Origin of the sequence: Citrobacter sp. B72 (assembly GCF_016894305.1) — a bacterium.
GTDB classification, from domain to species: domain Bacteria; phylum Pseudomonadota; class Gammaproteobacteria; order Enterobacterales; family Enterobacteriaceae; genus Citrobacter; species Citrobacter portucalensis.
Window position 1 is genome coordinate 4,209,637 of record NZ_CP069801.1, and the last position, 13,533, is coordinate 4,223,169.

At 52.1% G+C, this 13,533-nt stretch carries 11 protein-coding genes; 2 read left to right on the top strand and 9 right to left on the bottom strand.

Annotated features, from left to right (window positions below; genetic code table 11):
- Position 1: 1 nt before the first annotated feature.
- Genes JQN59_RS20115 through JQN59_RS20125 form a run of 3 tightly spaced genes read right to left on the bottom strand, consistent with a single transcriptional unit; the run spans position 2 to position 2,847 of the window.
- Positions 2-697, bottom strand: a complete 696-nt coding sequence (locus JQN59_RS20115; protein ID WP_000370411.1) for a LutC/YkgG family protein — start codon at positions 695-697, stop codon at positions 2-4.
- Entirely contained in the window at positions 690-2,117 is a 1,428-nt protein-coding gene (locus tag JQN59_RS20120; protein WP_000023896.1) for a LutB/LldF family L-lactate oxidation iron-sulfur protein, read from the bottom strand. The genes JQN59_RS20115 and JQN59_RS20120 overlap by 8 nt, the downstream gene beginning before the upstream one ends.
- Before the next feature lie 10 nt (positions 2,118-2,127).
- Complete coding sequence (locus tag JQN59_RS20125; RefSeq protein WP_001102107.1) at positions 2,128-2,847, bottom strand: (Fe-S)-binding protein; 720 nt, start codon at positions 2,845-2,847, stop codon at positions 2,128-2,130.
- A 581-nt stretch (positions 2,848-3,428) separates the two neighbouring features.
- Between JQN59_RS20125 and JQN59_RS20130 the strand changes: the two genes are divergently transcribed.
- Positions 3,429-4,982 (top strand): L-lactate permease, encoded by a 1,554-nt coding sequence (locus JQN59_RS20130; protein ID WP_008786084.1) that lies wholly within the window; start codon positions 3,429-3,431, stop codon positions 4,980-4,982.
- A gap of 500 nt (positions 4,983-5,482) precedes the next feature.
- On the opposite strand, the gene pdxY is transcribed toward JQN59_RS20130, so the two are convergent.
- The 3 genes from pdxY to JQN59_RS20145 all read right to left on the bottom strand — a co-directional run bounded on the left by pdxY (position 5,483) and on the right by JQN59_RS20145 (position 9,177).
- Positions 5,483-6,340 carry a pyridoxal kinase PdxY gene (gene pdxY / locus JQN59_RS20135; protein WP_048215029.1) on the bottom strand — a complete coding sequence of 286 codons (858 nt, stop codon included), beginning with the start codon at positions 6,338-6,340 and terminating at the stop codon, positions 5,483-5,485.
- 11 nt (positions 6,341-6,351) lie between these two features.
- Positions 6,352-7,617, bottom strand: a complete 1,266-nt coding sequence (locus JQN59_RS20140) for an aromatic amino acid transporter (RefSeq protein ID WP_003830097.1) — start codon at positions 7,615-7,617, stop codon at positions 6,352-6,354.
- Positions 7,618-7,806: 189 nt separating this feature from the next.
- The gene (locus tag JQN59_RS20145) at positions 7,807-9,177 is read right to left on the bottom strand and encodes a tyrosine phenol-lyase (protein ID WP_048215031.1); all 1,371 of its coding nucleotides are present in this window, start codon (positions 9,175-9,177) and stop codon (positions 7,807-7,809) included.
- A gap of 779 nt (positions 9,178-9,956) precedes the next feature.
- Here JQN59_RS20145 and symE point away from each other — a divergent pair.
- On the top strand, positions 9,957-10,319 hold the full coding sequence (symE, locus tag JQN59_RS20150; protein ID WP_149607576.1) for an endoribonuclease SymE: 363 nt from the start codon (positions 9,957-9,959) through the stop codon (positions 10,317-10,319).
- A gap of 128 nt (positions 10,320-10,447) precedes the next feature.
- Here symE and JQN59_RS20155 read toward each other — a convergent pair whose 3' ends face one another.
- From JQN59_RS20155 to JQN59_RS20165, 3 genes are all read right to left on the bottom strand, one after another.
- The gene (locus JQN59_RS20155; RefSeq protein ID WP_149607575.1) at positions 10,448-10,774 is read right to left on the bottom strand and encodes a DUF1493 family protein; all 327 of its coding nucleotides are present in this window, start codon (positions 10,772-10,774) and stop codon (positions 10,448-10,450) included.
- A 135-nt stretch (positions 10,775-10,909) separates the two neighbouring features.
- Positions 10,910-11,920 carry an Ldh family oxidoreductase gene (locus tag JQN59_RS20160; RefSeq protein ID WP_149607574.1) on the bottom strand — a complete coding sequence of 337 codons (1,011 nt, stop codon included), beginning with the start codon at positions 11,918-11,920 and terminating at the stop codon, positions 10,910-10,912.
- A gap of 11 nt (positions 11,921-11,931) precedes the next feature.
- Positions 11,932-13,533, bottom strand: a complete 1,602-nt coding sequence (locus JQN59_RS20165) for an APC family permease (protein WP_149607573.1) — start codon at positions 13,531-13,533, stop codon at positions 11,932-11,934.

Sequence of the window (13,533 nt, forward strand, 5' to 3'; positions counted from 1 at the left end):
CTCAACAATCCTCAATAATCAGATATACCGCCTTCACCGGACCATGCACCCCAACCACCTTGATAAGCTCAATATCCGCCGTCGAGCTGGGTCCACTGATGATATTAATGCACGATGGCATACGCTCACCGGCCTGTGCTTTCTGATGCAGTTTTTCTGCCAGCTGCGCCACGCGCGGCAGGATGGTGCTTTTACGCAGCACGAAAATCGAGGACTCCGGCAACAGGCTCAGGGAGCGCCCGCGCTCCGGTGCGGAAAACAGCACCACGCCGCCGGACTCGGTCAGGCCATATTCGGCATACACTACGCCGACTTTCGCCTGCTCGGCCTGGGTAATATTTTCGCTACCACGCGCCGGATCCCAGACCACGGCGTTGCATTCCTGCTGCAAGCGTTCGGTGATGCCCAGCTCCACCAGCCGGCTGTCGCCGCTCAGCACCACCGGCTGCTGACCCAATTCTTCGCACAGGCGCAGTGCCGCGTCTGCGGCCTGGTCCTCGCTGGTCAGTTCGCAGCGGGCCAGCATCACTTCGCTGGCAAACTGGATAAACGCAGAGCAGCGCTGCTCGGGGCTAAGCTCGGTCAGGCGCTCGTTGGCATAGTTGTTAACCGGCGCGGCATCTGCTTGCGGCTCGAAGCGCAGCGGGCGACCCAGCGCCTGGGCGATGGTGTTTAAAAACGCGGTACGGTTATCCATTCTTTTTCTCCTGCGCCTGATGTTTCTTAAACCAGCTACGGAAGCTCTCGCCGTCAGCATCAGGCAGATCGCGCGCCTCCATCCAGTCACCAATCGCGCCAACCTTGAGCGGGGTTTTGCCGCCATTGATAAACCAGCTCGCCGCATGCGCGCCCGCCATCATCCCGACTTTCCACAGCCCCGGATGGCTATTGGCATAGGCGAACATCTTGATCGCCCGTCGCTCGGCTTTCGGCGTAATGCCCTCCTCGGCCATCACCCGGCGATGACGCAGGATCAGTTTTGACAACGGAATACGCACCGGGCAGACGCTGTCACAGGCCGTGCATAAAGAACAGGCGTACGGCAGGTCTTTAAAATCTTTATAGCCACCGAGCAGCGGAGAAATCACCGCGCCGATAGGTCCAGGATAGATAGAGCCATAGCCGTGTCCGCCGATGTGGCGGTACGCCGGACAGGTGTTCATACAGGCTCCGCAGCGGATGCAGCGCAGCACATCGCGAAACTCTGAGCCCAGCACCTGCGAGCGACCGTTATCGACAATCACCAGATGGAACTCTTCCGGTCCGTCAACGTTGTCCGCCTCACGCGGGCCGGTCAGCCAGGTGTTGTAGCCCGTCAGACGTGCGCCCACGGCGCTGCGCGCCAGCATGGTAATCAGCACATCCACCTCGGCAAAGGTCGGCGCGATACGCTCCATGCCCATCACCGCAATGTGCGTTTTCGGTAGCGTAGTGCACATGCGCGCGTTGCCTTCGTTGGTCACCAGACACACCGAGCCGGTTTCCGCCACGGCAAAGTTACAGCCAGTAATACCGATTTCAGCACTGAGGAAATCCTCGCGGATCTTCTGACGAATGAACAAGGTCATGGCTTCCGGGGTTTCCGGGCCGTCATACCCCAGACGTTCGTTCAGCACGCGGCGGATCTGGTAGCGATCTTTATGAATCGCCGGAACCACGACGTGCGAAGGCGGATCCTGATCCAACTGCAGGATATATTCCCCGAGATCGGTTTCGATCACCTGGATTCCGGCATCCTGCAACACATGGTTGACGCCGATTTCTTCGGTCACCATCGACTTGGACTTCACCACCTTCTGCGCATTTTTACTCTGCGCGACCTGCAAAATGTAGCGAGTGGCATCTTCTTTGGTTTTGGCGAAATAGACGTGTCCGCCGTTTTCCGTCACTTTCTCGGAGAGTTGGTACAGGTAAGCGTCGAGGTTGCTCAGAACGTGATCGCGGATCTGGCTGGCACGATCGCGCCATTCTTCCCAGTGGCCTAACTCATCGACCATTTTTTGCCGATTCGCGCCGATACGCTCCTGCGCATTAGCCACGGCTTTGCGCATAATCGGATCTTCTATCTGCTGACGAATACGCAGTTTAAATTCTACATCGCTGGTTTTTATCGACATCTCTTTCCCCTCAGCGGCTCATCAGCACTTCAGCAATATGCATCACTTTGACCGGCTGGCCTTCCCGTTGCAGTCGACCGCCAATGTTCAGCAGGCAGCTAACGTCTGCGCCAATCAAATATTCCGGCTTTGCATCCATCAGATGTAAGACTTTCTCTTTCACCATCTCACCGGATATCTCGGCCATCTTGACCGAGAACGTCCCGCCAAAGCCGCAACAGGTATCCTGATCGGCAAACGTCAACAGCTCCAGTCCGCGCACGTTTTTCAGCAGCGTAAGCGGCTCTTCCTTCACCCCCAGTTTGCGGGTTAGGCTACAGGAAGGATGATACACAGCGCGACCCTGCAGGCTGGCACCAACGTCCACCACGCCCAGTTTGTTGACGATAAAGGAGGTGAGATCCTGCATACGCGCGGAAACTTTTTCAGCACGCAGCGCCCATTCCGGTTCATCGGCCAGATACGTCGGGTAGCTTTTTACCGCGTAGGTGCAGGAGCCCGCAGGGGAGATAATCGGATCGTCGTTGTCTTCCAGCGCGGCGATCAGGTTTTTCATCCCAGGGATCGCCTCTTTGATGTAACCGCTGTTGATGGCTGGCTGACCGCAACACCCTTGCTTCTCGGGGAAATTCACGCGACAACCCAGTTTTTCCAGCAGCAATACGGAGTCTCGTGCCATCCGTGATTTCAGTGCGTCACCAATGCAGGTAACAAAGAAATTTACATTCACAATAACTACTCCATTGCTTCATTTCTGTTTATTGCGCTTGATATCGCGATATCAAGCAAATGTTCATTCGTATTTCATGCCCAGTTTTTATGTTTGCTGGTTTTACTAATGTCTGGGTTCATTATGATGCACGGATCGTTTTCCTTTGATAGCGACTCTCCTCTTCTTATATCAGGACAATCGCAAATGTCTGTATTTTCATTTGTATGACAAAACCAAATAATCTCCTAATCAACATGCATATGCAATACCCATGTTTATTTATTTCGGACTTGCTCACATTTTTATATTGAAAACAACAGTGTTATTAACACCTTATAAAATAGTTTCAAATGATTACTACTTTCGTCACTATCATTATTAAAAATGTTATTAAATAACCACTTATGGGTATTTACCTTGCTCTTAAGTATATTTACATGGCATTGAATTTTAATTAAAAGATTACAATAGTTACAAAACCACAAATCATAATTACTTTATTCACTGAAGCGATTCAGTTTACATATTTTATTTACACGGCAATGTAGCCTTCCCGCCATAAATATAAATCAGGTTTAATGAACCAATCAGGAATAGCAATGAACGAATATTTTATGTTTGCCCTGGCACTCTCTCCTTTACTACTTATGGTATTTTTAATACTGAAATTAAAAATGCCCATCCATTATTCCGTACTGATTTCTTTGGTATTCACCGCTGCACTATCGGCAATATTCTGGGAAATGCCCGTACAAAATCTGAAAGCCGCGATAGGCTATGGTGCACTGAAGGGGTTATGGCCGATTGTGATTGTGATCCTAGGCGCTATTTTCAGTTATAACGTCATGCAGGCGACCAAAGCGCTGGATATTTTGCGCGATATTCTCGCCAGCATTAGCGAAGATAAGCGTATTCAGGTGCTGCTGATTTCATGGTGTTTTGGTGGATTTCTTGAAGCCGCAGCGGGCTATGGCACGGCGGTCGCTATTCCGATCGGCATTCTTATTGCGCTGGGATTCAACCCGCTGAAGGCTGCTATTGCTTCTCTGGTGGCGAATACCGTTCCCACCGCATTCGGCGCGGTCGGGATCCCGGTTTCTATTCTGGCAGAGCAGGTTAATCTGCCGGTTTATACCTTAGGCGGAACCATTATTTTGCAGCTCGCGCTGTTTAATATCCTGCTGCCGTTTGTGATTGTCTGCATTATTGGCGGCGGCCTGAAAGCCATTCGTGGCGTATTTCTGATCACGTTGATTTGCGGCATCACCACGCTGGTTCCGCAATATTTTGTCGCCATCCATCTTGGCGCGGAATTACCCGCTTTTGCCGGTAGCCTGGTCAGCCTGTTTGCCGTGGCGATGGTCAGTCGCCTGCGCAAAGGGAAAACCGATCCCGAGTGGCGCATTGAGGTCAGCCATACCCGCGAAACCACGCCACGCTCGGCAAAAGTGCTGTTCCGCGTGGGCTCTATCTATCTGTTTATTTTTGTATTTATCCTGCTGTGTTCGCCGCTGTTCCCGACAATAAAAGGTGCGGCGTCCCAACTGGCTTCGGTGCTGCATTTCACGTTGGCTGACGGCAAAACGATGGCACTGAAAGTTGAATGGGTGACCACACCAGGGATGCTGATCATCTTTGCGACCATTATCGGCGGTTTTATTCAGGGAGCGTCCGCACGCGGGATGCTGGAAGTATTTATCAAAACGATTTTCCAGCTTAAAAACTCTATCGTCGCAATTATGGCGATCGTCGCGCTGGCCACGGTGATGGATCTCAGCGGGATTATCTCCACGTTGGCGCAGTCGATTGTCGATCTGACCGGCAGCTCGTACGTCTTCCTCGCCCCGGTGATTGGCGCGCTGGGCACGTTCGTTACCGGCAGCGATACCAACTCGAACATTCTGTTCGGCAAGCTGCAAACCATTGCTGCCAGCAAGTTACATATCGATCCCAACTGGCTGGCGGCGGCCAATACCTCTGGCGCTACGGGCGGGAAAATGATTTCGCCGCAAAGCATCGCCATCGCGGTTTCTGCCACCAAAATGGACGGTCAGGCCAACCAGATTATGTCTGGCACCATGAAATACTGCTGCGCCTACATTGTGATCCTCGGCTTAAAGGTTGGTCTCTTTTATTACTGGTTTATGGCGTAAGCCATTGTCAACCCCGTCAAATTCGCGGCAATCGTATTTGACGACACAGTGACCAAAAAGGTTTACACCGCCCCAGGAACGGAACAAGGCGACAGGCTTTACGATTTGTCGGCGCTGACTAAAATAGCGCCGATGTTTCAAATCGAGGATTGTTGTTATGTTGTTCTGGAAAAAGATGGTGAAGAAGTTCGACGCCTTTTCCGCGTTGATTCCACCACGCTACTTCCGCGTGTAATACCTGGCACTTATGCCTGATGGCGCTTCGCTTATCAGGCCTACATTTCACACTCATTTGTAGGCCTGCGTTTCACGCTCATTTGTAGGCCGGATAAGGCGCGAGCCGCATCCGGCAGCGACAGCAGCGAAAAATGTTCACCCCTTCCTCTTACGCAGACCGCATGCTCTTAACACCGCCACCCACAGACGAAGCCACGCGAAACGGTAGACCAGAGGATGCTGAAGTCGCAGCAATGTCAGAAACATAGGGCCTCCTTGCGGCGCTACAGTACCACTGCCCGATAGCGAATTTGCGGATCCATTATCTGGTGACGCGCATCTATCAGTCGCAGTTCATACGAATCATGCTCTTTCGTCAGTCGCATCACCGCATCGACGACACTGGTGGTCCGCTCCAGCGCCTGCTTGTCCTCATAACCATTGAGCAGTGAGGCCAGCATCAAGCTGCAAATCAGATCCCCAACACCCACCGGCATTTTGGCAAAGGTATACAGCGGCCGGGCAATGTGTAACGTCTGTTCCGGCGTCACCAGCAGCATTTCAAACGCCTGTTTGTCCCGTGAGCAGTCGCCGAGATGCTTCACCAGCACCTTCTTCACACCCCACGACACCAGCTGCTGCGCAGCTTCCACCACCTCGTCAAAACTACGCAGTTGTCTGCCCGTCAGCACGCCCAGCTCATAGAGATTCGGTCCCATGATGTCGGCCAGTTGAATGGCATCATCGACAAAAAAGGACTCTACGCCCTGCGCGACAATGCAGCCTTTTTGCGGGTCGCCCATCACCGGATCGCAAAAATAGAGCGCCTGCGGATTACGCTGACGAATGGTGGTGACCGCGTGCTTCACCTCTTCGCAATGACGTTTATCTCCAAGATACCCGGACAGCACAGCGTCGCATTGCGCCAGCTTTTGCAGGTCATCCAGCCCGCTGATAATGGCGCTCAGCTCGCCGTGCGGCATCGCCATGCCCTGCCACATCCCGTACTGGGTGTGGTTGGAAAACTGTACGGTGTAAAACGGCCAGACATCGATCCCCGAAAGCTGCATCGGCAGCACAGCGGCTTTATTTCCGGCATAGCCATAAACGACTGACGACTGAACAGACAACACGTTTTTCATTTTGACTCCGTCTAACGAAACGTTGGCAACAGACCAAATACGTCCAGAACAACCGTCAGATAGACAACCGCTCCACAGACAATCACCAGGTTAAGCACGGTGTTATTACAGGGCGCGGTATAGCTGGCGGTCGGAAAACGTTTCCGCGCGGCTTTCACCAGGAACGGCGGCAGGATCACGCTCCAGATGGTAAAGGCCAGACCGGCGTAGCCAATCGCGTGCACAAAACCGTTCGGGAAGAAGAAGCACACGGCGGCTGGCGGGAAGTAGGTCACCAGCGCGGTTTTCAGGCGGCCCATGCCGTCATCCGGGAAGTGAAACAGGTCGGCGATGTAATCGAACAAGCCAAGCGTCGCCGCCAGCAGAGAACTGGCTACTGCGAAGTTGCCGAAGAAGGTCAGGATCAGATCCATATACCGGCTGGTGAACAGCTCGCTGATGGCCTCAACAAACACGTCGATATTGCCGCCTTTGGCGATAATTGGCGGGAACGCGGAACGGCTGATGTTACCCATCGTGACGCCCAGCCAGAAGATATACAGCAGCAGGGCAAACAGCGTACCGATGATAATCGAACGCGTGATATTCGGGACCCCACTCTTGCCATACAGCTTGACCAGGCTCGGCACGTTACCGTGAAAACCAAACGAGATAATACAGAACGGCAGCGTCATCAGAATGTAAGGCAGGTACTGTGAGTTGGGCAGCGCCACCGCCACGCTGTCGACAAGTTTCGCCACTTCAATATGACCAACCAGCCCAGAGAAAGTAGCAAAGAACGCGATAAACTTACCGATAATCAACACGGTAGTGATGCGTCCGACCAGCAAGGAGCTGTACCAGGCAATCGCGCCGACCAGCATACTGACGATCACCACCGAGATATTCGCCGGAAAGCGCACGCCGCTGTATTTGAACACGGTTTGCGCCATCACCGCTGACGATCCGGAAATATAAGCATAGGTCAGAATATACAACACAAAGCCGAAAGCGATACCGACAACGATATTCCACTTACGGCCTAATAAATCCTGAGTAAAGGTATTAAAACTGGCACCAGCACCATAATGCAGGTTGACTTCAACCAGCATCAGACCGGTTAATAACATCATGATGGCGATAAACAGAAGAATAACAGACGCACCGGGGAACCATACGCCGGCCATCGCAATCGGCAGGGAGAACATCCCGCCACCCACTACGGTCGCGATAACCAACATGGTTCCGCTAATCAGTCCGGGGGTACTACTCTGTCGCTCAATGGCATTAATATCCATGATAAATGTTCCTGTAGACTATTCGTTATAATTACAGCTGTCATTTGTACATCATGCGGATAATAAAAATGTCGGAGTCAGGGTTTACTTTTTTTAGTTATGTCACGGTAACGGGCACCGCAAAGGCTTCCTGTTCATGGAAAAGGAATACAAAAAAGCCCCATCACGTGATGGGGCCATAACTATTTTTTAGATGTAATCAAAGCGTGCAGTAAAGAAACGCAACTGCTTCGGCTCGTAAATAAACTTCAGCCCGCGAATATCTTCTTTGTGCTGGTAAAGTTTAATAATACCGTCAGCCACGACATCCATATGTGCATAGGTATAAACACGGCGTGGAATAGTCAGACGCACGGTTTCCAGTTTCGGTCTGTGGTGTTCACCGGTCACGTTATTACGGCCCGCAGAGATAATTCCGCGCTCCATACTGCGCACGCCGGTTTCCACATAGATGCTGGCGGCCAGACTTTGTGCCGGGAACTCGTCCTGCGTCAGATGCTCGCAGAAGCGACGCGCATCGAGGAATACCGCGTGACCACCTACCGGTTCAACAATCGGTACACCAGCAGCTTTCAGCTTATCACCCAGGTAGCGAACCTGCTTCACGCGGTGCTCGATGTACTCATACTGCATGGCTTCGCGCAGGCCAATCGCCATGGCTTCCATGTCGCGTCCGGCCAGGCCGCCGTAAGATGGCATACCTTCGTAGACCACGACCAACTCTTTGGCAGAAGAGAACATTTCGTCATCGTTCATGCACAGGAAGCCGCCGATGTTCACCAGACAGTCTTTTTTACCACTCATGGTACAACCGTCGGCGTAGCTGAACATCTCATGCACGATCTCGGCGATGCTCTTGTTCTCAAAGCCCTGCTCTTGCTCTTTGATAAAGTAGGCGTTTTCTACGCAGCGGGTAGCGTCGTAGAACACTTTAATGCCGTGCGCTTGTGTCAGTTCACGCACCGCACGCATGTTCGCCATCGAGACCGGCTGCCCGCCCGCGAGGTTAACCGTCACCGCCAGGCAGATATAGGCAATATTCTCGGCGCCTTTTTCATCAATCAGTTTTTGTAATTTTTTAAGATCGATATCACCTTTAAAAGCAATATTCAGACCGGCATCGTGCGCTTCGTCACGAACAATATCGACAAACACCGCACCATTTTTTTCCTGGTGATAACGGGTGGTAGTGAAATACATATTCCCGGCAACATATTGCCCTGGTTTAATAGCCAGCTGCGATAACAGGTTTTCTGCGCCACGCCCCTGGTGAGTCGGAACAATATGTTTAAAGCCGAACAGTTCCTGCACGGTTCTTTCCAGATGATAGAAGTTTTCGCTGCCCGCGTAAGCTTCATCACCCATCATCATTCCGGCCCACTGCTTGTCGCTCATTGCGTTGGTGCCACTGTCGGTCAGCAGGTCAATATAAATATCTTTCGAATTTAACAGGAAAGTATTGTAACCCGCTTCCTGCATTTTCTTAAGGCGCTCATCACGCGGGATCATAGATACAGTTTCAACGCTTTTAATACGGAAGGGTTCTGCCGGATAATTCATTTTGTTTCTCCAGTAACAGTGGTCATGTACGTATTAATGTGAAGTAAAGCATACCTGGTTCATCAATAAAGTCTGATGAAATATAACTATTCGCCTCCTGAGCTAGGGGGAGAAATAATGTGGAGGCACTATGCAAGATTTGATTGATTATGGAAATAGCCCGGTCAACATTAATCACTGGCAATAATTTAAAAAGCTGTAAATGTGAGTGATACAAATCACACGTCTTTTTTTTACCCGTTAATATTCAACAAGTTTTTTTTTGCGTTTCGATTTGCCATTCATCGTAGTGTGTCTGCGGAGAGTGGAAATACTGAAAACTTAACTTTCCAGGCTGTGCTCGTAATGTATTGCTGAATGAGTACACCTCATTTTGTGAGAGTCGGATCACTTCACAGAGTGATATTTGTGATTTACATCACTAAAAGTGTAAAGTAAAGTGTACAAAACGGTGTTGTTTCAGAGTTTGCTATTTGCTTCAGTGAGTTAGATCGCATTTTTGTCCAGATGCCGACGGGCACTGTTTTCTGGAATGTGGGAATATTCAGGCGTGCAAAAGGCAATGAATAAATACGGTGAATAATACTGGATTTGTTGGGATGAAGGCGTTTTCTATTTATTCCGAAAGCGTGCTATTCGCGCTTATTTCATCTTATTTACATCTGGACTTCGCCCAAGATACTGGGGTAATTTACAGGGGTTTTATTAGCGCGATGCGAAGGTGCTACCAACACCCCCGCATCGCTGATCACAGTCACTATTTACAAGGAATAGTCACCATGACTGATACGCATTGTATTGCAGTTTCGTTTGATTCAGAAGTGCACGCCGCAGATAACCGTCGCCTGAAGGTGGGATATGCGAGCCGTTATCCCGATTACAGCCGTCTGCCGGTGAAGTACGTCCAGTTTCCGTCCATCGTGATGAAGGGGATGTGGCTGAAAGCCGCCGGATTCGACACCGGCACCCGCGTCGATGTGCGCGTAATGCAAGGCTGCATCGTGCTCACCGCCCTTGCCGTTGAACCCGAAGAGTCAGAACTGATGCAATCGCTGCGCAAAGTAGAAAAGCTCTCCACGCGCAAGCAAAAGCAGGTGCTGGAGTTTATCGCGGTGATTACGGGGAAAGAGTCGAAGAGGTAACGGTCTTGCTAAAGGCGCCTGTAGGCGCCTTTTTAGAGTGGACTGCAACATCATTCCATTGTGCCGTGGCGCGTTCGTTCCAGGCGTCGGTTATTGAGCAGGTACTGCCATTTTAAAACTCCTTGTAATCAATCGTATAACCAGCAACCTGCTCTGGCTGACTCTGCAAACATACGTACAGTAAGCGGCTTTGACACTTGCTTGATGGGTTCTTTGGTAAACCACTTTCGATAGACCGACTCTCTTTCCCACGGGTAATAGGCCTCGAAATCAATGACTGAAACATCAACGTTATATTTCTCTCCAAAATCTTCAATGGCATACGGCAATTCATCCCATTCAGCGTAACCTTGCAGCGGCGTATCAAGTTCAATCGGGATAGGCTTGAAAGTAAACGTTACCGCGAGAGATAACTCCCCCCGAAAAAATTCCAATACCTCGTTATCTGTCACCATACGCGATTTCCCTCTCTGCATAGATCCTGGCAAGGAGACATTACGCGCAAAACACAGGATGAAAAAGAAACACGTGACAAAAAACGTATAACAGGAGGGACATCATCCCGCCTGTTATCGCGATAATGCCAATAATTATTTCACTAACGCGGATATATCCTTGAACAGAGAATGGGCTATTTCCACACCGTCGCAAGTTGTACGCGTACGGGAAAGATAGCGACGCTCGCCCGGCAAACGCGCCCCTTGCCGCTGCATATCGGCAAAGAGTCTCTCGGCACGAGCCAGATGCTGCGGAGCCTCCAGTCCCAGAAAGCGGGCCGGGTCCAGGGCCAGAATCAGCTCGCCACCATAGGGCAACCCGCCAGCCCCCTTATCCCACGCCAGCGATTCCGCGCTGGTCATATCGCCGATGAGCGGTCCGGCAAGCAGTTCCACCATTGCCGCCAGTGCCGACCCTTTATGCCCGCCAAACGTCAACATCGCACCGTCGAGGATCGCCTGCGCGTCGGTGGTGGCCTGACCGTCACCGTCAATCCCCCACCCTTCCGGCACCGCTTTTCCCGCCCGTTGATGGAGTTGGATCTCTCCCCGTGCCGCCGCACTGGTGGCCATGTCGAAGATAAACGGGAGTTTTTCTTCACGCGGCCAGCCAAATGCTATCGGGTTAGTGCCAAAAAGCGGCTGCGTCCCGCCTGCGGGAGCAACCCACGCATGGCTGGGCGTCGTCGCCAGCGCCACCAGCCCTGCCTCGGTGAGCGGCTCAACGTCGGCAAACAGCGCCGAAAAGTGCACACAGCGGTTAATCGCCAGGGCTGCAATACCACTGTGGCGCGCCTTTTCTATCAGCAGCGGAAGCGCGCGCTCGAATGCCAGCAGGGAAAATGCCCCACCGGCGTCCACCTTCACAATGGCCGGCGCGGTATCGGTGATAACCGGTTCAGCGTCAGGTGACACCTTTCCTTTACGTCGCGTCTCCACAATCCCCAGCAACCGCCACAAACCATGCGAGGCACAGCCATCACGCTCACCGTGGGTCACGTTTGTCGCGATCGCCACGGCATGCGCTTCACTGAATCCGTTCCCGCGCAGCACCTTATATGCCAGCGCATAAGCCTCTGTTAACGAGAGGTTTACCATCTCCATGACCGACTCCTTTAATCTTCTTCATCACCGGTAAAGTTAGCCCGCGGCAGACAGGTTCGCTCACCCCAGTAGTAAATTCCCAGCGACATCACCGCCACCACCACCGTATCCCACGGATGACCAATCACCCCTGTGCCCCCAAAACTACCCAGCCAGGAGAAGAGCATAATCAGCGCGTAGAAGGCGATAAGCCACAGAGACGATTTCACCTGCTGCGCCAGACTCACGGTGTGTACCGGCACTTTTGATTTGCAAAGCACATAGACGACAAACATCACAATCTGCAGTCCCAGCAGCCATGACAGCGTGCCCCAGCCAGACCAGAATACAATCAGCGCCGAAATCACAAACGACACCGGACCGATAATCCCGAAGGCACGCACGCGGAATGGGCGCGGCAAATCCGGTGCATTACGACGCAGCCCCGCCGCCGTGACCGGGGCAATGGCGTAGCTCAGTACCAGCGCCGCCGACACCACGCTTATCAGCTGTTCCCATGACGGGAACGGCAATGTCCAGAAGATAGACAATGCAAAGGTCAGCCACAGCGCCGGACGCGGAATGCCAGACTCTTTATCGATGTGGGTAAACGTCTTAAAGAAGGTGCCAGCTTTCGCCCAACCATAAATCACGCGCGGCGTGGCGTTCATGTAGATATTGCCGGTACCACTTGGGGAGACAATCGCGTCACACACCACCATAAACGCCAGCCAGCCCATACCGAGCGTAATGGCGATATCCCGGTACGGCAGCGAGAATTGCTTGCTGATCTCTGCCCAGCCGCCACCCAGCATATCGGTCGGAATACTGCCAAGAAATGCCAACTGCAACAGCACGTAAATAATCGTCGACAGCACCACGGATAAAATCAGCGCCACCGGAATGGTACGCTGCGGATTCTTTACTTCACTCGCCACCGAAATAATTGGCGTCAACCCCAGGTAGGCGAAGATGATCCCACCGGCGCTAATCGCAGCCTCAACGCCCGACATACCAAAGGGTGCAATCCCCTGAACGTGCAGGTTCTCAGGTTTGAAAAAGGTAAATAGCGTCACAACGACCGCTAGCGGTACCAAAAATTTCAGAATACTGATGATGTTATTGGAACGGGCAAACGTTTTTACGCTGTAGTAATTCAGCCCGAAGAACAAACACAGCAGCAAAAACTGCACCACCCATCCCAGCAGCGTTGGGTCGCTTGAGCCAGTTTGAGTCAGCATCGGGAACCATGCTGCCGCATACTGCCGCGCAGCAACAATCTCTATGGAGATGAGGCTTGAAAACGCAATCAGCGTAATAAATCCAAGCAGATACCCCATCAACTCACCGTGGGAAAAGACCGGATAACGGATAATCCCCCCGGCACGAGGCAGTGCCGCGCCCAGCTCACAATAGACAATCCCTAACAGCAGAACGGCAATCCCGCCGATGACCCACGAGGCAATGCCCGCAGGTCCGGCAATCGATGCCACATGGCTTGCGGCAAACAGCCAGCCGGAACCGAAGATAGCCCCAAGCCCAATAAACGTCAGGTCGGTTAGCGTTAGCTGCTTTTTAAATTTACCCACCTCAGCAACGCGGGCCTGTGTTTGGTGCGTAGAGTGAATCGTCAT